Source organism: Flavobacterium algicola, from assembly GCF_022399565.1.
GTDB lineage: Bacteria > Bacteroidota > Bacteroidia > Flavobacteriales > Flavobacteriaceae > Flavobacterium > Flavobacterium algicola.
Window position 1 is genome coordinate 333,365 of sequence record NZ_JAJTUT010000003.1, and the last position, 24,426, is coordinate 357,790.

Below are 24,426 nucleotides of genomic sequence, written 5' to 3' on the forward strand. Positions count from 1 at the left end.
TTAGCGATATATCAATTTTTAACAAATGTTTATTATTCTCGAAAGTTCAACGCTATTTCATCAGAACTCTTATTATTAAATTGATTATTACTAATTGGTGTAAACACGTGTTACTTTGTCAACGCCATCGATTTTTTTGATGTTGTCGATTAATTTTTTCAAAATACTATTGTTTTGAACGATCACAATTACTTGTCCTTTAAACAATCCTGCATCACCGCTTAGTGAGATACTTTGAATATTTACATTCATATTGTTAGAGATTACTTTGGTTAATTCATTGGTCAGTCCTTTTGTATCCATACCTGTAATATTTAACATGGCCTTAAATTCTTGACGACTTGAATCAATCCATTTCGCCGGCATGATGCGATAAGCGTAATTTGATTGCAGTGAAATTGCGTTCGGACAATCTTTCTTATGCACTTTTATTCCCTCGTTTATTGTAACAAATCCAAATACATCGTCCCCTGGAATTGGGTTACAGCAAGCTGATAATTTATAGTCGAGTTTGTCTTGCTCTTTACCAAACACCAACATATCGTAATTGTGATTTAGAATATGCTTGTGGATGTCTGGAGAGGCTGTCTTCTCGGTACGTTTAATTTTATTTTTAAAAAAATTAATTAACGTATTTCCTTTTTGTGCGGCGTAGTCCTTTAATTGTTGGTTTTCTATGGATCCCATTCCTACGCGGTAAAATAAATCCAAACTCGTTTTGAGGTTAAAAAAGTTAACCAGTTCATTTACCGTAGTCTCATTAAGATTTACTTTAAGATGTTTCAGTTTACGAGTAAGCAGTTCTTTCCCGTGTTCTGCGATTTTCTTGGTATTTTCATTAAGAACATTCTTAATCTTCGTCTTCGCTCTAGATGTGGTTACATAATCGAGCCAGTTGGCAGTAGGTTTTTGATTGGGTGAAGTAATAATTTCTACCTGATCTCCACTTTTTAACTCATAATTTAAGGGAACAAGTTTACCATTAACACGAGTACCTCGCGTCGTAATTCCGATTTCAGAGTGAATACTAAATGCAAAATCTAGTGATGTTGCTCCTTTGGGCAATGATTTAATATCTCCCTTTGGTGTAAAAATATAAATTTCCTTAGAGTACAGATTCATTTTGAAATCCTCAACAAAATCTACCGCATTTGATGCGGCATTTTCTATTGCTTCTCTCAATAGATTAAGCCATACGTCCAAACCATGCTCTTCGTCGCCACCATTTTTATATTTATAATGAGCAGCATATCCTTTTTCTGCAATTTCGTCCATTCGCTCGCTACGCACTTGTACTTCTACCCAGCGACCTTTTGGTCCCATCACAGTAATATGTAAGGCTTCATAACCAGTAGACTTTGGAGATGAAATCCAGTCGCGCAAACGACTTGGACTAGGTCTATAGTGGTCGGTTACTATCGAATAAATTTTCCAAGCGATAAACTTTTCGTCGTGCGGAATTGATTTGTAAACGATACGTAAGGCAAATTTATCATAGACTTGATCGAAGCCTACATTTTGCGCTTGCATCTTTTTTCGAATCGAATAAATAGATTTAGGGCGTCCCTTGATGATGTAATCCAAGCCTTCTTCATCCAGCGAGGTTTTTAAGACAGCAGAGATGTCTTTTATATAGTTGTCCTGCTGCTCTTTAGTCTCTTTTATCTTGCTTACTATCTCATTATAAATAGTAGGTTCTGTATATTTTAATCCTAAATCTTCAAGTTTAGTTTTTATATTATAAAGTCCGAGACGATGGGCTAGAGGAGCATAGATGTATAATGTTTCAGATGCTATTTTTTCTTGTTTATAATCGTCCATCGAGTCCATAGTTTGCATATTGTGCAACCTATCGGCAAGTTTGATCAAAATTACGCGTACATCATCATTAAGCGTGAGGATCATCTTTCTGAAATTCTCTGCTTGCATCGAAATTTTAGTGTCCTTTTGTACTAGAGATATTTTAGTCAGTCCTTCAACCAACTGCGCAACCTTGGGATTGAACATTTGCTCAATATCCTTTACTGTAATAGGAGTATCTTCTACAACGTCGTGCATTAATGCTGCAGCAATAGAAGTAGCACCCAAACCAATTTCTGAGGCAACAATTTTTGCTACCGCAATAGGATGAAATATATAAGCTTCCCCTGATTTTCGGCGTTGCTCCTTGTGTGCATCAACAGCTACATCAAATGCTTTTCGTATCAGTTTTTTATCTTCAGTAGATAATGTTTGGTAACTTATACGCAGTAATTCTTTGTATTCTTGAGCAATTGCCTTATTTTCTTTTTCGATGTCTATTTCTATCATAACTGGGGTGTTCATTCTCTAAAAATAAGTATAAGTTAGCATATATGCAAGCGAATTGTAGCCCTAATTATAAAGCAATTATTAGAGCAATATTAAGCTATACAGGTCAATTGGATAGCTCTTTTTGCAATGAAAATTAATTCATTTGCAAAACAAGATTGATTTAAACTAAAAAAAAACAGAAGATGAAAACGACACGAAAATAAGCAAGTAGTTTACTGAGAGTAACTTAACTCTTTTAACTCTTTGTCTTAACAGCCAATTTAAAAACCACGTTGTCTTTTGGCTTCAAAAATTAAGATCGCAGCAGCAACAGAAACATTCATACTGTCAATCTCTCCTTGCATTGGTATGATAATATTTTGCGTAGCAGCATCTCGCCATTCTTGTGTGAGTCCTGTCGCCTCAGTACCAACTACAAGCGCCGTGGGAGTGGTAAAATCTTGAGTGTGATAAGATGTAGAATTCTGTAAGGTTGCGCAATAAAAATTAATCTTTTTTTGCTGTAAAAAGTTAATGATTTCGGCTGTAGTTCCTGTTGCAATTTGATTGGTAAACAAACAGCCAACGCTAGAGCGCACAATATTTGGATTGTATAAATCACTTTTTGGATTTGCAATGATCACAGCGTCTAAATTTGCTGCATCTGCAGTGCGTAACAAAGCTCCTATGTTTCCCGGTTTTTCTGGGGCTTCAGCGATTAAGATAAGTGGATTTTCAGATAGCTTTAAATCAGATAAATTCATAGATTTTATTTCGGCAACGGCCAATATACCTTCTGTAGTGTCGCGATACGCTAACTTTTGAAAGATATCTTTATTAATCTCAATAAAATCAGCAGCTTTAACCACTTTTTGAGCTTCTGTCTCCGAACAAATTTCAGGGAAAAACAATACGGTTTGTATGCTGTAACCACCTTTGATAGCAATTTCGATTTCTCTCTTTCCCTCAATAATAAATGTACCAGTCTGCTTGCGGGTTTTGGCTTTTTCCTGCAATAAAACAAGTGATTTTATGTAAGGATTCTGGATAGAGGTAATTTGCTTCAATTGTTGCTATTTATAGTTTATGTTGTATCCTCAAGTAGATCTCAGGTATTTTATGTATTATTTAAAGACACTTAATGCCTCTTAAAAATTAATGAGGAGTTTTAAGAGGGCTAAGATACTATAGATTTTTTTAATTTAAAATACATTCCTGAGATGGCTTGCGAAATAGGGAACATTATGCTTTTAATTTTCTACTTTTGCACTTTTAAAATCGATTCTAATTTTGTTGTATGTTTTATTTAATTCAAATTATTGGTGTTTTGGCTTTCTCAATGTCTGGCGCATTAACAGCAATGAACAAAAGAATGGATATTTTTGGTATTTTTATTATCGCTTTTGTTACAGCTTTGGGTGGTGGAACACTGAGAGATGTATTAATTGGTAAGACCCCAGTGGGTTGGATGGAAGATTTAACTTATGTGAATTTTGTTATTGCAGGTTTTGTCTTGGCGATCATTTTTAGAAAAAAACTAGAACACTTAAGAGTCTCCCTTTTCTTATTTGATACAATTGGTCTTGGCGTTTTTACCTTAATTGGTATTGAAAAAGGTATTAGCGTAGGATTGCATCCTGTAATTTGTATTGCGATAGGTACAATGACAGCTTGTTTTGGTGGTGTTATTCGTGATATTTTATGTAATGAGATTCCGGTGATCTTTAGAAAAGAAGTTTATGCAACTATTTGCATTTTTGGAGGTATCGTATACTTTGGATTAAAAACATTCAATTTAAATGATGATATTTTATATCTAATAACTTCGTCGATAATTATTTCGATTCGATTAATGGCTGTAAAATTCAAGTGGGCGTTACCTACATTACAGCACAAATAAATCTTTTATTACTGCACATTACTTTTGAAAATAGAAGATTTCTTTAAAAGTCTACCACAGCAAACTATTCAAATTCAATTATTCGATATTGTAAATAAGTGAATTTGTATTTTAATTTATAAAATCGATAAAAAGTCTTATTTTCACAGCCTAATAGATAATAAGGACGTGAATCATTACGAAATAACTCAATATCAAAATAGCAATTACAAGCAATGGAATGACTTTGTGTCGCTAGCTAAAAATGCTACCTTCTTATTCCATCGTGACTTTATAGAATACCACAAACAGCGTTTTGACGATTGCTCGTTAATGATTTATAAGCAAAATAAATTAGTCGCCCTTGTTCCTGCCAATCGGCTAGAGGACGAATTGCATTCTCATCAAGGCTTAACTTACGGTGGAATATTATATAAAGCAGCTGTGAAAGGTGAACAAGTCGAAGAAATAATCGATGCCATTTTAAGGTACCTGAAAGAAATTGGAATTAAATCTTTTTATCTAAAGCAAATCCCAGCGTTTTATTCTTCTATTGGTAATGATGAAACTGACTTCTTTTTATTTAAAAAAGGAGCTGTTTTATACCGAAAAGAAATGAATCTGGGGATAAATCTTAATTTGCCTTTATCTATTTCAAATAGTAAGTTAAAACATTTTCGAAAAGTCGAAAGACTTGGTTTGGAAATCGAAGAGAATTCTGAATTTGATCCTTTTTGGGAACTTGTTTTAGAACCTCGCTTACAATCTAAACATCAAGCCAAACCAGTTCATTCGTTATCAGAAATTAAGTTTTTAAAAAGTCAGTTTCCTAATAATATTATTCAGTATAACGTGTATTGTGAAAGTGAAATTATTGGCGGAATAACAATATTCAAAACCGATACAGTTGTCAAGTCACAATATGGTGCTACTACGATAAAGGGCGAACAATTGAGAGCAATGGATTATTTATTTATAAAATTGATCGAAAAATATATTAGTGAAGGAATTTTCTTTTTTGACATGGGTATTGTAGGTGAAAAAAATGAGAAAGGATACAATCCCGGTTTGCTCAAACAAAAAGAAGAATTAGGCTGCTCTATTTACAATCAAGATTTTTATAAGTTGGAGGTACTATGATTTCATTCTTAGATTTAAAAAAAATAAACAAGCCATACGAACCACTCTTTCAAGAAAAGTTAAAAAGCTTTTTAGAAAAAGGATGGTATGTATTGGGTGATGAAGTAACTGCATTTGAAAAGCAGTTCGCCCATTTCTGTGGCACGAAATATTGTGTTGGAGTAGGGAACGGGCTGGATGCTTTGGTCCTGATTTTAAAAGGATATATTACCCTTGGTAAATTTCAAAAAGGAGATGAAGTCATTGTACCTGCAAATACTTATATCGCAAGTATTTTAGCAATTTTACAAGCTGATCTTGTACCCGTTTTTGTTGACCCAGATTTGGAAACATACACTATTAATCCAAGTTTGATAAGTAATAGTCTAACATCAAAAACTAGAGCTATATTAGCTGTTCATTTATATGGGCAGATCTGTGATATGAGCGCTATTCAGACAATTGCAGCCCGTAATAATTTGCTTATCGTAGAAGATGCAGCTCAAGCGCATGGTGCCGTCTTAAATAATAAAAAGGCCGGAAATTTAGGTCATGCCGCCGGTTTTAGTTTTTATCCAGGCAAAAATTTGGGTGCTTTGGGTGACGCTGGTGCAATAACCACCAACGATACTGCTTTGGCTGAAGTACTCTTATCATTACGTAATTATGGTTCTAAAGTAAAATATAAAAATGATCATGTTGGCATCAATTCAAGATTAGATGAATTACAAGCTGCATTTTTAAATATTAAATTGCCAAATTTAGATAAAGACAATCGATTACGCAGGGATATTGCCAAAAGGTACCTATCTGAGGTAAGAAATAAGCATGTCATATTGCCCGTTTGGAATTTTTCCGATAGTCATGTTTTTCACTTATTTGTTATTCGAACTAAAAATAGGAATCATCTACAAGAATATTTACTAGATCGTGGCATACAAACAGTAATTCACTATCCCATTCCACCGCACCAACAGAAAGCTTTAAAAGATTGGAATGATTTCTCTTTTCCTGTAACAGAAAAAATTCATGATGAAGTTCTTAGCCTTCCTATAAGTCCTGTTTTAACGAAGCATGAAGTTACTTTGATAATAGAGGCTTTAAATGAATATTCGTTTTGAATTTATTGAAAAAAATAACAAATTCTGAACTCTTTAAGATATCATCTTTAAATGGTATTAGTGTTCTATTAAAGATAGGGATAGGTCTTATTTCGTCAAAAGTTTTGGCTGTATTTGTGGGACCAAGTGGTATTGCACTTCTTGGAAATTTGCGAAATTTTATGACGTCTTTGGAAAGTGTTTCTACGCTAGGTTTCCAGAATGGAATAATAAAATACGTTTCTGAACATAAAAATAGCACAAGTGATTTGCAGAAAATTATTTCAACTAGTTTTTTTGCACTTTTATTTATTGCACTACTACTTAGTACTGCATTATTCTGTTTTGCAAGCTTTTGGAACCAGCAGATATTTGGTGCTTCATTTGATTTTAGTTTCGCGATAAGAGCCTTGTCTTTGGCTCTACCATGGTATGCTGCATCTGTCTTTTTTAACTGTATCATTAATGGACTAGGCCTTTTTCGAAAAGTAATCTGGATTACGATCATTGGCAATTTCATAAGTATAGCTATGACATTGGTTTTGGTTATTAATTATGATACATTAGGGGCCTTACTAGCCATTGTATTGTCTCCTGCATTGGTGTTTTTTGCTAGCTATTATTTTATTAATGCAGCGTTATCATTGTCCACATTGCTTAGGTTTCAATATTTTGATTTTAAAATTATAAAGAATTTATCATCCTACTCTTTAATGGCAATGGTTCCTGCGCTATTAGGACCGCTTGTACTATTGCGAATTCGAACCGCAATTATTAGAGAAGTCGGAATTGATCAAGCTGGATATTGGGAAACAATGTCCCGCCTTTCTACCTATTATATGATGTTCATAGGTACAATTTTGTCGGTATTTTATTTTCAAAAGTTAGCACAAGCCAAAAATAACGAAGAAACCAAGACTATCTTCTGGAGTTATTACAAGAATATTATTCCGCTATTTAGTCTCATGTTGGTTATAATCTATTTTTTGCGTGTTCAAATCGTACAAATTGTTTTTACAAAAGATTTTTTACCCGTAGCTGATTTATTTTTTCTACAACTAACAGGAGATGTGTTAAAAGCCTCGTCACTAATTCTAGGCTATCAGTTTTTGGCAAAGAAATTAACCATCGGTTATATCATTTCAGAAATAGCATCTCTAAGTGTCCTATATATAGGTAGCATTTATTTAGTTGGTATTCTCGGAGTTGATGGTGTATTGCTTGCTCAATTAATAGATAACTTAATCTATTTACTTATTTTAATTGTAATCTTCAGAAAGAGCTTATTCTAATATCTCTAAAGATATAAACCACTCACCCTGACATTAAGCTAGTTCTTAGCAAATTACACTTAGTCGATCTAATATAATATATTACAGTATAAGGTTGTTGTACATTTAGAATAGGATAGTTATCGTATTCCCCAATTATAGATTCTATCTTTCTAACTTAAAGCAGAATCTATTGCGAATTCTGTATTTGATGCAAGATATAGTACCTATTAAAATTTTAGAAAAACACTATAACGTTGTAGTTATGCGATTTTGTTGAACATAATTCAATGTTTTGAATGTTTATGATAGATTTTTGATTGAATTAGAGGTGATATTTAGATATTAATGAGAATTTTTTAAGAGTTGTAATAGTGGTTTTCTAAGCCCAATGTAAATTTAATGTTATGTAAACATTTCCTAATTGTTAAATGTTATCTTTTTTGAAAATAATTTTATTCTTGAAATTATGGATATAGCATAATTTTAAGCGTTTTTTTTTATATATCTACTAAATTATAAATGGTTATATTAAATACTCAGAAAAAATAATTGGTTTACACTGCGATAAAGCTGTTGTTATGCTATTTATCATGTTATTGTGCATCTAAAACTTCACTGTACATTTGTACCATAATAATTCAAAACAGAAATATCATGAAAAAATTAGTATTATCATTAGTAGTTGCTTTATTCGCGAATGTAGCATTGGTTTCAGCAAAAGACATGTATCCAAAAAAGAGTTACGTTAAAGTAAATCAAGAATTATCTTCATTATTGAACCCAAGTTATGCTGTAGGTTTGTTAGAAGAAAGTGAAGTAGTAAAGGTTAAGATCCTTGTAACTGAAGCAGGTGATATTGTTGTATTGCAAGCTGATACAAAAAATGAAGCTTTAGATTACTACATCAAAGAAAGTTTGAACTACAAAAAGTTCTCAACAAACGAATTGACTCCTGGAGCTCACTATGAGTTTATGGTTAACTTCAAATCATAATGTGTATTATGAGAGAGAAGGTCAGTTTGATTGGAAAATAAGGATCCTAAGTTGAAAAAGCTTAGGATTTTTTTTTGCTTTAAATCGAAAATTCTTTGCTTCTCAATCTCATCCTCATTTTAGTAAGTCAATTTTTAATTATACTTTACTCCTAAGTAATGTCATTAACTATTAGTTGTACTTCGTTCTAATAACAGTACAAGCTATTATCTACTTACGATAATCTTCCTACGAAGCCCTACTAAACTAATTACAAACTCTCGCTTTGTAATCCTCTTTTCTGAAAATGATAATTTAAATAGCTTATTCATCAATTGGTGCTATATCTTTCTATCCCATTTTCAGCATGTTATCATAAATAGTGATAATAAAATTACCATATACATCTGGCTGTAATTGTTTCTAACGTTAATCTAATACTTACAAAATGGATTAATTTTACTTTTCTTTAAAAAAGTCAAATATTTTCATTTTATATGAAGTGTTTTTTACTTCACTTATTTTTATATATCTAATAATTATGGTCAAAATAATTATAAGCTCTATAAAATTACCTGATTTATCTATTGTATTCTCATTTTGATGTAAAATCTGCAATTTTTTTAGACTCAAAATATGATGTACTTTTGAATAACGCAAATCTTTAAAAAAAATAAAATTATGAAAAAAGCCTTAATATTATCAGCTTTAGCAATCGTTATGAGTTTTGGAACACTAGCAGCAAAAGAGGTTAAGCCTAAGAAAAATAGTAGTTCTATCAAACAAGAAATCACTCAACTTTTAAGACCTTCTTTTCTAGTAGATGAATTAAAGAATGATGTTGTAGTACTAGTAAAAGTACTTATTACGCCAAAAAATGAAATTGTAGTATTAAAAACGAATAGTTCTAGTGCCGTGTTGGATGCTTATATAAAAGACTCTTTGAATTATAAAAAAGTCAATTCTACTGATGTAGTATCTGGAGATGATTATGAATTTGAAGTGAAATTCAAATCATAATTCAATAATTAAATAAATCAAAAAAAAATCCTAAGTGAAGACTTAGGATTTTTTTTTGTTACCGTTGCTGTATTTTACTTTTTCAACTACTTGTACTTTCGGAGCTGCTTTCTTATCTTTAGATTTAAAAGAAGGCTTTTTCTTAAAATCTGCTTTCGCTCCAGGCTTTTGATCTCCTCTTGCACCTTCACTATCTTTTGGAGTAGCTTTAAACTCTGCTCTCTCCTTGGTGCTATCCTCAGCTGGGATTTGAGCTTTATGTTTTGCTAAAACGTCAGTAGGGTTTTTTGGGTTCTCTTTAGTTCCTCTTAAATGAATTACTAAAGCATTTAAGAAATTACGCAATACTTGATCACCACATTCCATATAATTTGGGTGCTTTTCATCTCGAAAGAAGGCCCCAAGTTCTGATTTAGTTATTCTGAAATCGACTAGTTCTAAAATTTCTACTATTTGATCATCGCGAAGCATTAATGCTACTCGCAATTTTTTGAAAATATCGTTATTGGTCATCATTGCTTATTATTTTGTACAAAGGTACGTTTAAAAACTAATTCAATTAACTATTGATTGAGAATCGCCACTATTTTATCTAAATCTTTCTTCTTGTGATTGGCTGTAAGCACGATTCGATACAATTCACCTTTAAGATTTGGATAGGCAAAATGAGTTATAATTATTTGCTCCTTCTCCAAGATGGAATTTAAATCTGGAATTTCTGGATAAATAACGGGATAACGAGGATCGAATTTATAGTTATCATTCGGAATCAACTGTGAATTAAGATAATCTAATTTCTTTAACAGCTTCTTATGCTGCTTTTTATAGATTGCTTTAGCATCTGCAATAGATTGAACAAAGGCAGGATTCATTCCGGCACTAGATACAAAATTGCTATTGAGTTTCACTTGTGCGATGAAATCAATATCCGATGCGATCACTCCACCAGTTAATCCCATTGCTTTTCCTAGAGAAGATAACATAATTTTTCTATCGATGATAGGAAAATCGATCGTAGAAAAAAGTCCGCATCCATTTTCACCCAATATACCTAAAGAATGAGACTCATCTATAACAAGTGTAACTTTTTTTGTTTTCGAAATTAAAGACAAGACCGATAAATCGATAGCGGTAATATCAGAAGAAGGAACGGCGTCGGTTAGAATTGCTATCCTCTCGTAGACCTCGTCCGTTAATCTAGGATTGATAGTGCCATCAACAAAGATAGCTAAACTATTTGGTGCCTTTATGGCTGAATGTGTACCCGGAAAATGGTAAAAGTGATCAGTTGTAGAAGTTAAGGTTTCGATAACTAACTTACCCGCCAACATTCCAGAGGAGACGGTAAGGGCAGCTTCCGACTTTATAAATTCAGATAAAAATGCTTCACCCTCGTCGTATGCCGTAAGCTGGATATTAGAATTTCTAGAACTACCATATGTGGTTCCCCATCTTATTATATTCCTAGTAAGTATTTTTTTAAATTTATTATGATTTGGTAATCCCAAATACGACGTTCCGCCAAAATATAAATAGGATTTGTCATCAATTGTCAGCGTTCTGTCTGGAGATTGTGCTACTTTCATATTTATTATTTTAAAATCACACCTGTACCATTCGTTATAGTGTAAGTGATTTTTCCACTTTCAATAAGTACTCCACTGGCGATATCTTCAGCTAATAACAAAGGTCCATCCATGTCGACATAATCCAGTTGAGGTAATAAATGTGCAATAGCAGAAATACCCACAGATGATTCGGTCATGCAGCCTACCATTGTTTTTAGTCCAAGATCTTTAGCCTCTTTTATCATACGACGTGCTGGTGTAAGTCCGCCACACTTGACTAATTTTATATTTACTCCATGAAAATGATTGTGGCATTTTATAACGTCAGACTCTATAATGCAACTTTCATCTGCAATTACAGGCAAAACAGATTCTTTATAAACTTGTTTGTGCCCATCCCAATTGCCTGCTTTTAAAGGTTGTTCTAAAAATTCTACTCCTAACTTTTTAAGTTCGATAGCATTTTTTATAGTTTCATCGACACCCCAACCGCAATTGGCATCAATTCTAAAAATTGCATTAGATCGTTTTCTAAGTTCTTTTACTATAGCAATGTCTTCTTGAGTACCCAATTTAATTTTATAGATAGGCCAAGGAAGTTCCTCCATTTTTTGAACCATCTTGTCAATACTATCGATTCCGATAGTGTAATTTGTCATAGGATTAGAATTAATATTATAATTCCATAACTCATATAGTTTTTTACCTTTTTTTCTAGCATACAAATCATTATAGGCCATGTCTAATGCGCATAGTGCAAACAAATCCGCTTTTAAAAAGTTGTACATTTTGTGCCAAAATTCTTTTGGTGTATCATTAGCGGTGTTTTCGATTTGTGGCCGAATGGCTTCTAAGTCTGCCGTCATTTTAGGAACCGTAATATTATAATACGGATTGGAAGTAGCTTCGCCAAATCCTGAAAAGCCATCACTTCGTAGTTCAACAATCATGGAAGGTTGAACGTCAAATGACTCTCTTGAAATAGTGAAAGTATGTTTTAATTTTAAATCGAAGGCTCTAATAATTAATTCCATAAATATAATAGTTGCATTTTTATAATATCTTAAATCTAATAAAATAAACCAAGAATTAAACTATTTATTTCTAAAAAAATAGTCGAAAATGTAGGTGATTTTTGAATCTTACAATACAGTTTTCAGAAAAAAGGGCGGTTTCAAAAATTATATTATCAAAAAATCAATTGTTTTTTGCTTATTGTGATAAAAATGATAAATTAGCATAAATTAAATTACTAAATGGACGTCTACCAAGAAAAAAAGAATTTGCTGCTTGACATGATTGCTTATGCAACAGTCAATGAAGAATTGGATAAAAAAGAATTTGATTTTTTATTTATGTTATCAAATACACTGGATATTGAAAAAGGTGGGTTCATGGAGCTTTTTTACAAAGGCACCACTTTAAAAATGATCAAAGATGAGTCTGTACGCATTTTGCAATTTTATCGACTTGCAATTTTAATGCAAAAGGACGGAAATTTGTTTACCAAAGATGCTACCGCAATAAAGCAATTTGCTATTCATATGGGAGTAAATCTTGATGCTGTTAAGAAAGTTCTTAAAAAGATGAAAGCAGCTCCAGATACTCAAATAAGTATTAATGAGTTATTGCGTATTTTTAAAGATGTTGAATATCATAATGAATAATTTCAAACCAATAATTATAGTAAATTAAAGTTACAGTTTTTCTTGTAACGCCTTAATTTCGTCGCGCAATTTAGCAGCTTGCATAAAATCAAGCTCTTTTGCGGCTTTTTCCATAGATTTTCTTTTTTCTCGAATACGTTTTTCTAGTTCAGCTTTCGATAAATATTCATTTTCAGGTTCTGCCGCTGCGCTAAGTGTGTTTCCTAGTTCGTAATCTACCAACGGATTTTTTACAAATGCACTTTCGATCTTTTTGTTTAACGCTTGCGGTACAATATTATTGGCAGTATTAAAGTTCATTTGTTTTGTACGGCGGTATTCTGTTTCATCCATAGTTTGTTGCATACTGGCAGTTATTTTGTCAGCGTACAAAATAGCTTTTCCGTTTAGGTTACGAGCAGCACGACCAATAGTCTGGGTAAGTGATCTATGACTACGTAAAAATCCTTCTTTGTCAGCATCTAGTATTGCTACCAATGAAACTTCGGGTAAATCTAATCCTTCACGAAGCAAGTTTACACCAATCAATACGTCAAACAATCCTTTTCGTAAATCTTGCATGATTTCAATTCGTTCCAGCGTATCAACGTCCGAGTGTATGTAGCGACAACGAATATTTACTTTCGTTAAATACTTTGCCAATTCTTCAGCCATCCTTTTGGTTAGTGTAGTCACCAATACACGCTCGTCTAATTCACAACGAACTTGAATTTCTTCTATTAAATCATCAATTTGGTTCAAGCTAGGGCGAATCTCGATAATAGGATCCAATAGTCCAGTTGGGCGTATAACTTGCTCAACATAAACACCATCACATTTTTCTAATTCATAATCAGCAGGTGTTGCAGATACGTAAATGACTTGGTTTTGCATCGCCTCAAACTCTTCAAACTTTAAAGGACGATTGTCCATTGCAGCTGGCAAACGGAAACCATATTCTACAAGATTCTCTTTACGACTGCGATCGCCTCCGTACATAGCGTGCACTTGCGAGAGTGTAACGTGGCTTTCGTCAACAACCATTAAAAAGTCTTTTGGGAAATAATCCAGTAAACAAAATGGTCTTGTTCCGGCCAACCTACCATCAAGATAGCGAGAATAATTTTCGATACCAGAACAATATCCTAGTTCGCGTATCATTTCTAAATCAAAATTGGTACGTTCTTCCAAACGTTTTGCTTCAAGATGTTTACCAATTTCTTTAAAATAATCAACTTGTTTAACTAGATCTTGCTGTATGTCCCAAATAGCGCCTTGTAGTACATCGGGTGAGGTCACAAACATATTTGCAGGATAGATGGTAAGTTTTTTAAATTTCTCTATAACCTGAGATGTTTTAATGTCAAAAGTTTCGATTTCCTCAATTTCGTCTCCAAAAAAGTGAATTCTAAAAGCATCATCGGCATAACTTGGATACACTTCAATAGTATCTCCTTTGATTCTGAAATTTCCAGGAGTAAAGTCGGCTTCTGTTCTAGAGTATAGACTTTGTACTAATTGATGTAATAATTTTGTTCTCGAAATTACTTGGTCTCTTTCGATCTCAATTACATTCTTTTGAAATTCCACTGGATTACCAATACCATATAGACAAGATACTGATGCTACTACCAAAATATCTCGTCGTCCAGAAAGTAAGGATGAGGTAGTACTCAAACGCATTTTCTCTAACTCTTCATTAATAGATAAATCCTTCTCTATAAATACACCAGTCACGGGCATAAAAGCCTCAGGTTGATAATAATCATAGTAAGAAACAAAATACTCTACTGCATTGTTTGGGAAAAATTGTTTGAATTCTGAATATAATTGCGCCGCCAAAGTTTTATTGTGCGCTAAAACCAGAGTAGGGCGTTGAACTTCCTCAATAACATTGGCTACTGTAAACGTTTTACCAGAACCAGTAACTCCGAGAAGGGTTTGGTACGGATCGCCGTCATTAAGTCCTTGGACTAATTTTTTTATAGCTTCTGGTTGATCTCCTTTGGGTTGGTAATCAGATACGACTTGGAAATTCATATATTATATTTCGAAATTTTGAAATGCAAAGTTACGAAGTTTAAAAGCATCCTTGTCTAAACATAATGCCAAAAAAAAACCATCATGCGTACATGATGGTCTTTAGTAAAAAAGAATGTGTTTATATTAGAAACTCAAGCTTAATCTAGCAAAAAGGAACCTTCCGTTTTGTCCAAATTGAGATGTGTTTCTTGAATATACAAATTGATTACCATTTGATAAATCGATAGTTGATGTTGTTGGAGAATAAATAATATTACCATTAGAGTCAACTCCAGATGCTCTTGAAGTAACTGTTTGTGGACCTAAATTTCTAGATGGGTAAATATCAAAAATGTTATTTGCACCAATTACAATTTTAGTAGAACGTGAGATTTTGTATCCAACAGATAAATCAGTTACAATTCTTGCTCCCCAATGTGGGTGCTCGTTTTCAACAACTTGATCGTTTACAATAATCGCGTTAATTTTTCCGTCACCATTAGCGTCTGCAATATTTGGATCTGTTACTTGACCGAAATATACATTTCTTAAGAAGAAATCGAATTTTTCAATTGTCAAAGTGTTTGTCAAGTTTGCTTTTGCTCTTGGAACAGCTTCTTCTAAGTATACTCTGCTTGATTCTGAGAAATATCTGTTTGTTTGTCCGTTATCCTCTAAAATTTGAGAACCTTTGATGTCTCCAACTTTATTTGTTTTAGAAATCGTACCTGATAAATCAGTTTTCAATGTTAAACCATTTCCAATATTTGCCTTATGGCTTATTACAACATCAATACCTTTTGATTGTGTATCGATTGCATTTGCAAAAAATGTTGCAGCAGTTGCGTTTGCTTCATCAAAAAGATCTTGCAAATCTCTTTGTGTAGTTCCAATTGGATAAAAATAATTTGGAGCAACACCACCATTAGTTTTTGATAAACTAGGTCTAGAGAATTGGTCAGTAAGAACCACTCTGTTTTTGATTTTCACGATGTAAGCATCGGCAGTAATAGTCAATTTTGCTTCTGGAATTTTAGCAGTAAAACCAAAACTGGCACTTTGCGAATCTTCTTGTTTCAATTGTGGAATTCCTAATAATTTTGCAGCAGGAGAATCATTGCTGAATGTTCCTACTTCAAATGGTACACCACCTACAAATTGTGTCGCAGTAGAGTTGTAGTAAATTTGGTGTAACGATGGCGCTCTAAATCCAGTTGAAACTGCACCACGTAAATTTACATTGTCTGTAATTTTGTAACGGGTAGCAATTTTATAGTTTGTTGTACCTCCAAAATCAGAATAGTTTTCATAACGCAATGCCCCGTTTAATAGCCATTTGTCCGTTACGTCATATTCAAGATCTGCGTAAACTGCACCACTTGTACGACTTTTGTCAACTGCATTTGAAGGTTTGAATCCTGGGAAAACTTGTGCTCCTCCAGCTCTTTGTCCATTGTAAGCTTCGGTTGCTGATCCGTAAATTGCTCCAGTATAACCACCTAAGACACCGTCATAAAAATCGGTTATTTTTAAATTATCAGCAGTTGTTCCAGTTACAACACCACCATTTATATCATATTGATTATATGAATCAGGCTCCCCTTGTTTAATTTGAAAATTTTCATGTCTAACTTCTGCTCCAAAAGCAACGTTCAATTTGTTGATTTTTTTCGAAATATCAAAGTTAGTTGTGTTTTGAGAGAAAGCTAATCCACCTGCATCAAATGAAGTAGGAGAGTCCTCTCTTAAAGAAGCATTTGATGTGTTTTCGATATTGTAATCAAAACCATTTCTACCAAAAGTGTTGCTCAAATCAAATTTCCAATCTTTCAAGATAGTACCTCTAGTTCCTACTGCTGCAGAAATATCGTTGATTGTAGAATGAATTTCAGGTAAAAAACCATTAGCATATAAAGCTGTGTATGTTCTAGATTGATTTGGTTTTCTATAGAAACCTGCTGCTTCACCAGTTCTGTGACTTGTTCCTCCAAAAGCATACAATTCTAAATTATCATTAATTGGATAGGCTGCGTTTACAAAAAATTGTGCGCTTTGCAATGATGATTGTCCGACATTCATGTTGAAAGCACTTCTCTCTAAGTTTCTGTAGTCTAATTCTCCAGCTGTAGCATCAAAATTCAATGCTGTTTGCATTTCTGATATAGTGGTTGCACCAAGAATTGAAGCTTGTTGTCCTTCTGTAAAATAATCTACATTTAGTGCAGATGATTTAATAGTAGATAAAATTTGAGATGAGTTAGCAGTATTATTGATGTTTCCCCACAAAGCATTAATATTAGTACCGTTTTCAGTCGCTCTTTGTTCAATTGCGTTAAAGGCACTAAATAGATTTCCTGTAGCATCTTTTGCTCTACTTGTTTGCCCTCTAAGTTGAAAACTTCCTGTTACATTGATAAAACTTTTTTCTTTACCAAGACCCGTACCGTAGTTTACGTCAAGTTGTGCATTGTTTCCATCATTACCACCTCTGTGATCATTAGCATTTTTAGAAAAATAACTTCCGCCCAAGATATTGATGTCAAGTTTATTTGTAGCTTTTTTTACGTTTACGTTAATAACACCAGCAATCGCATCAGATCCATATTGTGCAGCAGCACCATCTCTTAATACTTCAATTTTGTCTATTGCAAAAGCAGGGATTGCGTTTAAGTCGGTTCCAACAGATCCTCTACCTGGTGATCCGTTTATGTTTACAAGAGAAGAAGTATGTCTTCTTTTTCCGTTTACCAATACCAATACTTGATCTGGTCCAAGACCTCTTAATTGTGCTGGATCAATGTGATCTGTTCCATCTGCTACTGTTGTAGTATTTGAAGTAAAAGAGGGTGCAACCATGTTCAAAATCTGATTTAAATTGGCTTGAGAACCTTGAGAAGCAATTTCTTTCATGTTGATTACATCAATAGGTACTGCAGATTCTGTTACTGTTCTCGCAGCGCTACGTGATCCAAGTACAACTACATCTTGCAAAGTTTCACCTCCGCCTGCAAGCATTACATTGATAGTGCTACCTGTTACCTTTATAGTCTTAGTCTCCAATCCAATAAAAGAAAATTGAAGTGATTCTCCCATTTTTGCAGAGATAGTATATTTTCCGTTAAGATCAGTTGTGGTTCCTTTTGATGTTCCTTTTACCATGACAGTTGTTCCAGGTAAAGTACTTTTAGTATCATCGGTTACAATACCTAAAATTCTTATTTCCTGAGCAGACATGACGCCGCAAAAAATTAAGGAGAGTATTAAAATTAATTTTTTCATAAATATTGAATTACGTTAAATTTTATTTTGGTAATTATTTGTTATTTTTATGTTAATGATTTTGTAAATTTATAAGTTTTATCATTACAAATTTTAGTAATCTGTATAATTGTTAAATAAAAATTTAGGGAACAATTATCTGACTATTATTTATTTATGTTAGTGGATTTAAGTCAATTTAACAAATGGAGAGTTATTTATAGTCGAAATTTGATAATTTAAAATTTATCAAAGTAGCCTTGATTAATTTAATACTATCAAATTAAGCGTATCTTATACGTTAAATTATTAAGAGAGGTTTAGATCCTTTAGTATTTGAGATATCTTAAATCTCTATTTTCTGTCGTTAATTTTATGATATTTACTCGACACCTTATTTGAGTGTCTTTATGTGAAATGAATTGTAGATTGTTCATTTGTATTTACCGTAGATTAAAAGTTTATACCTTATAATTGGGTTATTTCTAACAAAAACAGGAGTTGCTGTTTTTATTTTTAATTTTCCTAAAACATATAATCTGGCAATAGGGAGGGTCAAGAATTTTATAAATTAGATAGATTATCGACTAAGTATAAAAAATTCGATTGATATTATTTACTTTATAAATAGCGATTACTACCTAAATTACAAATGAAATTTAGGTGCTTAACTTAAATTGAAATTTCAACTATTTTTAATTAACTATACTACTTGGTTACTTTTTTCGAATTGCCATTCTGCTTGTTGCAGGTCGCTCAAAAATGACCACGCTAGAATGCGACTAGTTTTTTGCCCCTGCGCCATATCAATCGTTCTGATGTTGGCTGCCTTAACTTTGTTTAATACATTGTAAAGACTTTTAAGGTGTGACTGTTTGGCAACCAAAGTTGTGAACCACAAACACTGCATAGGGTATTTGGCGCTTTCATATATCATCTGAGAGATAAAACGAAATTCCCCTCCTTCGCACCATAATTCAGCATTCTGACCACCAAAATTCAAGATAGGCTTGGTCGTTTTTTTATTTTCTAAATTATTTATTTTTCGAATACTTCCTTGTGTAGCTTCCTCTTGAGAAGTATGGAAAGGCGGGTTACAAAGAACAAATTCAAATTTATCCTCGGGAGTAATAATGTTTTTAAAGATAAATCGTGGTTCAATTTGTTGCTGCAGACTAATAGCTTCAACCAATTTTGGATTGGTTTCTATTATTTTGCTACAATTGCTAAGCGCTTTTTCGTCAATATCGGTTCCTACAAAGCTCCAGCCGTAAATTGCATTTCCTAAAATTGGATAAATACAATTGGCACCTATACCAATATCAAGGCCTTCGATACTTTCTCCTTCTGGAATTTTGCCGCCATTTGAACTTGCTAATAAATCGGCAATATTATGAATATAATCGGCTCTTCCGGGAATCGGTGGGCATAAATAGTCTTTAGGAATATCCCAGTTCTGAATATCGTAATAAGTAATCAGTAAGGCTTTGTTTAACGCTTTGACAGCTTCAGGGTCACTAAAGTTAATCGTTTCAATTTGATGTTGATTGGTAGCAACATGCTTTTTGAGTTCGGGGTATTTTTCTATTAAAAGTTTGAAATCGTATCGAGAACGATGTTGATTTCTAGGATGTAGATTGGTTTTTTCTGTAATTGAATTCGATTTCATCTTTTTAATTGAGAGTGCAAAGATACTATAAAAATTACACTTAATTCATAAGTGATTAAAATTCAATAGTAAACAAACGAGTAAATTAGTGGTGTAATCATTTTTAATATTAACCGAAATAGCTAATGTTTTTATATTTATAATACTGATTTGTGAATAAGCTATGAGCAAATATTAAACTAAACTTCAAATTCACTTCAAAGTTTTTATTTACATTGCAATATGAAAGTATTAATAATTGAGGACCAAAAAAGTCTCGTACAAGATATCGTAGAATATTTATCTAATAGCCAGATTATAACTGAAAAAGCTTTTACTTTTGAGGAAGCAAAAGGCAAGATAATCAGTTTTGAATATGATGTAATCTTAATTGATTTAATGCTTCCGGGTGGTAATGGTTTAGATCTCGTTGAGTTACTTAAAGAGATTCACTCAAAAAGTGCAATATTAATTATTACAGCAAAAGATTCTTTGGAAGATAAGATACAAGGTTTAGAAAGAGGGGCAGATGATTATTTGTCAAAGCCTTTTCATCTAGCTGAATTGAAAGCGCGGATTATAGCATTGTACCGCAGAACGCGACTTAGTGGAAATAGCGTTATTATTTTTGAAGAAATAGAAATCGATACTAATACTAAAAATGTCAAAGTTTGTGGAAATGTTTTGGTTCTAACTCAGAAAGAATACGAATTGCTCTTACTTTTTTTATCCAATAAAAATAGAGTTTTAGGGAAGAATACTATAGCAGAGTCTTTATGGGGCGACTATGTTGACGCTTATGATAATTATGACTTTATTTACCAGCATATTAAGAATTTGAGAAAAAAAATGATCGAAAATGGGTCAAAACCATTTATTCAAAATGTTTATGGAACTGGATATAAATTTAATACTTACTTAAATGAAGTTAGTTAATAAAGTCTCTTTCTTTACCCTATCATCAAGTTTGCTAATTTTAATTATGGGGGGAGGATTGATTTTTATTTTTTTTGATAAAATAATAAAAGATGATGCTTATCATGAACTTAATTATTATATGCAAACTGTTACTCAACAGTTAGAAGACGGTGTATCTGTCGAAATTTTAGAAAGAAACGAAAATCTTTCCATCTTAGCGCTAAGTCCACATGCACTTCATAATGAAAACCCGAGATATGGTAAAGTAAAATTAGAAGAAGATGTTCCGCCACACCCAAGAAGGCCCGATGATACGGATTTTAATATCAGACCTCTCGGACAAGGATTTGAAAAAGCTACAGTAATTAGAGATGTTTATGTGAAAAAACAGTGGTTCAGAGTTACCTATTCTCGAGTGAAAATAGCGCCTTCGCTACTTCTTTTTACCACATTTAAAAGTATTTTTATTTTACTCTTGTTGTTGATTGTTAGCACAATTATAGGTAACCGAATTTTATTTAATTTTTTATTTCAACCATTTTACGCTACACTAAATCAGCTAAAGTTCTTCAGCATTACAAAAAAGAACACCTTAAAATTTGCAATTTCAAATGTCGATGAATTCAATTTTTTAAATGAAAAAGTAAGCTATTTTGCTCAAAGATCTCAATCAGATTATGACCAATTGCGAGAGTTCTCAGAGAATGCGTCGCATGAACTGCAAACTCCACTTGCTATTATTCGTTCAAAGTTAGATTTACTACAACAATCAGATAATTTGAAGGAACAAGATTTAATTCGAATAGAAGAAATTCAGGAGACTTTACAGAAAATTACACAACTAAATCGCGCGTTATTATTATTGAATAAGATAGGCAATCACCAATTTTCTGATCGCAAAATATTTAGTATAAATGCAGTGATTAAGTCAAATTTAAAACACTTTTCTGAAATGATTTTGTTGAAAAATCTGAAAGTTAATACGAGTTTAGAGGATTTTACAATACATGCAAATCCATACCTTATTGATGTATTCATTCGTAATTTGATACAAAATGCCATACAGCATAATTTTTACGGAGGTAACATCAGAATTACTTCGTTTCCAAATAAGATATTAATAACAAATGACGGCGAAGCTTTGGAAAGTGATGCAGAACATTATTTTCAACGGTTTAAGAAGGGGAATCAAGGACTTAGCTCTACAGGATTAGGTTTGTCAATTGTCAAGAAAATTTGTGAAGTTGAGGGATTTACAGTTGTTTATAGTGCTGTGGGTACTAGACATAGTATACAAATTAATTTTTAACTACTTCAAACTTACTTCAAAGTTAATCTGTTTATTTGTTTAATAAATCTAATGATTATGAATAAAATATTTTTAGCAACGATGCTAGTAGTACTCTTTTCCTGTAATGATGACAGTAGTTCTAGTGATGATTCCTCTGAAGAAGGTGTAGATATTTCTACTGTAGTTATTAATTCTTTTAAAAACTCTTACACCAATGCGGTCAGTGTTAAAGTTAGTGATGGTTACATCACAATTAGTAGTACAGGATTACCGGATCACAAAACACCATATTGGGGTGTAGGCCATGAAATGTATGAGGATTTTCCAGGTACTAATCATGCAAATGCAAATACGAGCATGACGACCTATAATTATGCTATGAGAATCCCTGTTGTCCCTTCCGAGGCAACTACAAAGGAAGTTACCGAACTGGGAGCTGTAGGTATGGCTGTAAATGGGGTGCCTATTTATAATGATTATGAAGGTTCTGGTGTACTGCAGGAAAATGCATGGAGTACTTTTGACTCTTCTGGAGCTCATCCTGGACCCAATAAAGATTATCACTACCATTGTGAAGGAACTTATTTAACAGTTGATTCAAATAATTTAATTGGTTTTCTAAGAGATGGTTATCCAGTATATGGACGAAAAGATGCGGACGGAACTTATCCTTCAAATCTAGATGCAAATGGCGGTCACACCGGTACAACTACCGATTTTACCGATGCAATTTATCACTACCATGTAAGTAATAACGTTTATTCTACTTCTGGATTATATGTGATAAAATCAGGTTCTTATCATGGGACTAAAGGGACTTTTACACAATAATTAATGATTAGTCACATTAATAAAATAAGAACGCTTTATTAGAGCAGCAATGTAGGATCCATTGGTTATAAAGCCAATGGTTTCCTTTATTTTTATTTATTAAATACCTAGTGATTCCAATAAAGGATAATAAAAATGAATTTACTTTTTTTTTGTATGCGATTGCATTTAATGTTTAAAATTGGTCTTTTGTTTTCATTTTTATTGCTTTTTTCCTGCAGAGAGAAAAATGATTCAGATATAGCACTAAATCAAGTTTTTGATTATTCAATTGATACGACAAAGATCCCAAAAGATACCATTGAATTTGACAATTCTAAGGTTTCATTGGTCAATGGCATCTATTATTATGGCAATAAGAAATATTCAGGAATTCTTCACAAAGTTTTAAGGGGATATAATGTACAAAGTTACAGCTCATTGTTGAATGGAGAACTCCATGGAATCTATAGAAGTTTTTATCAGAATGGTCAACCTTACGAAGTGAGAAGGTATAAGAATAGTTTATCAGTGGGAAAGCAATATGGATACTGGCCTGACAATGGCAAATTAAAATTTGAATACAACTATTATAATGAAAAACGAGAGGGAGTTCAAAAAAGTTGGTATTACGATGGTTCAAAAAGTTATGTTTACAATTATAAAGATGATAAACAAGTTGGTTTGCAACAAGCTTGGCGTAGTAATGCTACCTTGTATCGAAATTTTGTAGTAAAAGATGGAAAACGTTACGGATTGCAGAGTTCTTTTACTTGTTACGAAATAAATAAAGGAAAAGTAAAGCGATCAAAATATTAATGCTAAGTTATGTCAATTGGTTTCTTTTACTTTTAGAAGTTAGCTAATCCATACATTCCATAAGTAATAAATCACCCTCTGAATGTTCGATAGTTACAATTCCATCTTTGGCTACATGATTACTGCTTCCTGTTTTATAGCCAATAGTTAAACTATCCTCTTGGAGAGGATAAAAAAGGTTATCAGAAGAAATACCACTTACATGTCCAATAGGGATTAAAGATATGGGTGTATTTGCCGTATACCATTTCTCGAACTTTCGAGCTAATAAAAAAACTTTGGAGTGGTCGTCAAGGATTACAATCTTTAATAAATCGCGGTAACGTACAATATTTGTTAAGTTAGTAATTGTATGATCAGCTCTTCTACCTGTGGCCCAAACTACGTTTACAGCTGGAATTTTCTTTTCGATTAAATAATCAAACGCTTTTTCTAAATCTGTTTTATTCTGATCGGGCGTATGGATTATTTCAATAGGATATTGTTTTTCTTTGTAATAATTAGCATCAAAATCACGATCAAAATCCCCCAATAAAACATCAACTTTAATATTTAGCTTCATAACACGTTCCATTGCTGAATCAAGTACGATAACTATAGGAGACCATTCTAATAATTGACCTAATAATTCTGGATTACAAGCGGCTCCATTAGCAATGATTAAAGCGGGTTCTTGGTCGTCTCGTACGATGTGATGTGAAGACATAAATATTTTTTTAATCTGTAAAGATAGAAAATTAGGGAGTAAATATCGTTTTCCTCAACTTAATTATAACTTCATTAAAAATCA

At 32.8% G+C, this 24,426-nt stretch carries 20 protein-coding genes; 11 read left to right on the top strand and 9 right to left on the bottom strand.

Annotated elements, in window-relative coordinates; all coding sequences use genetic code 11:
- Positions 1 to 90 precede the first annotated feature (90 nt).
- The gene (locus tag LXH21_RS12215) at positions 91 to 2,310 is read right to left on the bottom strand and encodes a RelA/SpoT family protein (protein WP_239866258.1); all 2,220 of its coding nucleotides are present in this window, start codon (positions 2,308 to 2,310) and stop codon (positions 91 to 93) included.
- A gap of 263 nt (positions 2,311 to 2,573) precedes the next feature.
- Positions 2,574 to 3,359: a TrmH family RNA methyltransferase gene (locus LXH21_RS12220; RefSeq protein WP_239866260.1), complete on the bottom strand. Its 786-nt coding sequence runs from the start codon at positions 3,357 to 3,359 to the stop codon at positions 2,574 to 2,576.
- 230 nt (positions 3,360 to 3,589) lie between these two features.
- Between LXH21_RS12220 and LXH21_RS12225 the strand changes: the two genes are divergently transcribed.
- The 6 genes from LXH21_RS12225 (at position 3,590) to LXH21_RS12250 (ending at position 9,656) form a co-directional block, all read left to right on the top strand.
- A complete protein-coding gene (locus LXH21_RS12225; RefSeq protein ID WP_239866261.1) occupies positions 3,590 to 4,192 on the top strand; it encodes a trimeric intracellular cation channel family protein in 603 nt (200 codons plus the stop codon).
- A gap of 168 nt (positions 4,193 to 4,360) precedes the next feature.
- Positions 4,361 to 5,311 carry a GNAT family N-acetyltransferase gene (locus tag LXH21_RS17300; protein ID WP_239866263.1) on the top strand — a complete coding sequence of 317 codons (951 nt, stop codon included), beginning with the start codon at positions 4,361 to 4,363 and terminating at the stop codon, positions 5,309 to 5,311.
- Positions 5,308 to 6,411, top strand: coding sequence for a DegT/DnrJ/EryC1/StrS family aminotransferase (locus tag LXH21_RS12235; RefSeq protein ID WP_239866269.1), 1,104 nt, complete (start codon positions 5,308 to 5,310; stop codon positions 6,409 to 6,411). The genes LXH21_RS17300 and LXH21_RS12235 overlap by 4 nt, the downstream gene beginning before the upstream one ends.
- Positions 6,412 to 6,416: 5 nt before the next feature.
- Entirely contained in the window at positions 6,417 to 7,682 is a 1,266-nt protein-coding gene (locus LXH21_RS12240; protein ID WP_239866271.1) for an O-antigen translocase, read from the top strand.
- A gap of 636 nt (positions 7,683 to 8,318) precedes the next feature.
- Positions 8,319 to 8,657: a hypothetical protein gene (locus LXH21_RS12245; RefSeq protein WP_239866273.1), complete on the top strand. Its 339-nt coding sequence runs from the start codon at positions 8,319 to 8,321 to the stop codon at positions 8,655 to 8,657.
- 660 nt (positions 8,658 to 9,317) lie between these two features.
- Entirely contained in the window at positions 9,318 to 9,656 is a 339-nt protein-coding gene (locus LXH21_RS12250) for a hypothetical protein (RefSeq protein ID WP_239866275.1), read from the top strand.
- Between the two features lie 42 nt (positions 9,657 to 9,698).
- Here LXH21_RS12250 and LXH21_RS12255 read toward each other — a convergent pair whose 3' ends face one another.
- Genes LXH21_RS12255 through LXH21_RS12265 form a run of 3 tightly spaced genes read right to left on the bottom strand, consistent with a single transcriptional unit; the run spans position 9,699 to position 12,258 of the window.
- A complete protein-coding gene (locus LXH21_RS12255; protein ID WP_239867379.1) occupies positions 9,699 to 10,169 on the bottom strand; it encodes a DUF1456 family protein in 471 nt (156 codons plus the stop codon).
- A 50-nt stretch (positions 10,170 to 10,219) separates the two neighbouring features.
- Positions 10,220 to 11,242 carry an aminotransferase class I/II-fold pyridoxal phosphate-dependent enzyme gene (locus LXH21_RS12260; protein ID WP_239866277.1) on the bottom strand — a complete coding sequence of 341 codons (1,023 nt, stop codon included), beginning with the start codon at positions 11,240 to 11,242 and terminating at the stop codon, positions 10,220 to 10,222.
- Positions 11,243 to 11,247: 5 nt separating this feature from the next.
- Entirely contained in the window at positions 11,248 to 12,258 is a 1,011-nt protein-coding gene (locus LXH21_RS12265) for a dipeptide epimerase (protein ID WP_239866279.1), read from the bottom strand.
- 222 nt (positions 12,259 to 12,480) lie between these two features.
- Between LXH21_RS12265 and LXH21_RS12270 the strand changes: the two genes are divergently transcribed.
- Positions 12,481 to 12,891, top strand: a complete 411-nt coding sequence (locus LXH21_RS12270; RefSeq protein ID WP_239866281.1) for an excinuclease ABC subunit B — start codon at positions 12,481 to 12,483, stop codon at positions 12,889 to 12,891.
- Between the two features lie 30 nt (positions 12,892 to 12,921).
- Here the strand turns inward: LXH21_RS12270 and uvrB are convergent, their stop codons facing one another.
- The 3 genes from uvrB to rlmF form a co-directional block, all read right to left on the bottom strand.
- On the bottom strand, positions 12,922 to 14,910 hold the full coding sequence (gene uvrB / locus LXH21_RS12275) for an excinuclease ABC subunit UvrB (RefSeq protein WP_239866284.1): 1,989 nt from the start codon (positions 14,908 to 14,910) through the stop codon (positions 12,922 to 12,924).
- Between the two features lie 126 nt (positions 14,911 to 15,036).
- Positions 15,037 to 18,171 (bottom strand): TonB-dependent receptor, encoded by a 3,135-nt coding sequence (locus LXH21_RS12280; protein WP_239866285.1) that lies wholly within the window; start codon positions 18,169 to 18,171, stop codon positions 15,037 to 15,039.
- A 682-nt stretch (positions 18,172 to 18,853) separates the two neighbouring features.
- Entirely contained in the window at positions 18,854 to 19,819 is a 966-nt protein-coding gene (gene rlmF, locus LXH21_RS12285) for a 23S rRNA (adenine(1618)-N(6))-methyltransferase RlmF (RefSeq protein WP_239866287.1), read from the bottom strand.
- Between the two features lie 222 nt (positions 19,820 to 20,041).
- Here rlmF and LXH21_RS12290 point away from each other — a divergent pair, with 222 nt between their 5' ends.
- From LXH21_RS12290 to LXH21_RS12305, 4 genes are all read left to right on the top strand, one after another.
- Entirely contained in the window at positions 20,042 to 20,734 is a 693-nt protein-coding gene (locus tag LXH21_RS12290; RefSeq protein WP_239866288.1) for a response regulator transcription factor, read from the top strand.
- A complete protein-coding gene (locus LXH21_RS12295) occupies positions 20,721 to 22,025 on the top strand; it encodes a sensor histidine kinase (protein WP_239866289.1) in 1,305 nt (434 codons plus the stop codon). Before LXH21_RS12290 ends, LXH21_RS12295 begins: the two co-directional genes overlap by 14 nt.
- 57 nt (positions 22,026 to 22,082) lie before the next feature.
- On the top strand, positions 22,083 to 22,838 hold the full coding sequence (locus tag LXH21_RS12300) for a YHYH protein (RefSeq protein WP_239866290.1): 756 nt from the start codon (positions 22,083 to 22,085) through the stop codon (positions 22,836 to 22,838).
- Between the two features lie 189 nt (positions 22,839 to 23,027).
- A complete protein-coding gene (locus LXH21_RS12305; RefSeq protein ID WP_239866291.1) occupies positions 23,028 to 23,636 on the top strand; it encodes a toxin-antitoxin system YwqK family antitoxin in 609 nt (202 codons plus the stop codon).
- 43 nt (positions 23,637 to 23,679) lie between these two features.
- Here the strand turns inward: LXH21_RS12305 and LXH21_RS12310 are convergent, their stop codons facing one another.
- Positions 23,680 to 24,342 (bottom strand): thiamine diphosphokinase, encoded by a 663-nt coding sequence (locus LXH21_RS12310; RefSeq protein ID WP_239866292.1) that lies wholly within the window; start codon positions 24,340 to 24,342, stop codon positions 23,680 to 23,682.
- Positions 24,343 to 24,426: the final 84 nt, after the last annotated feature.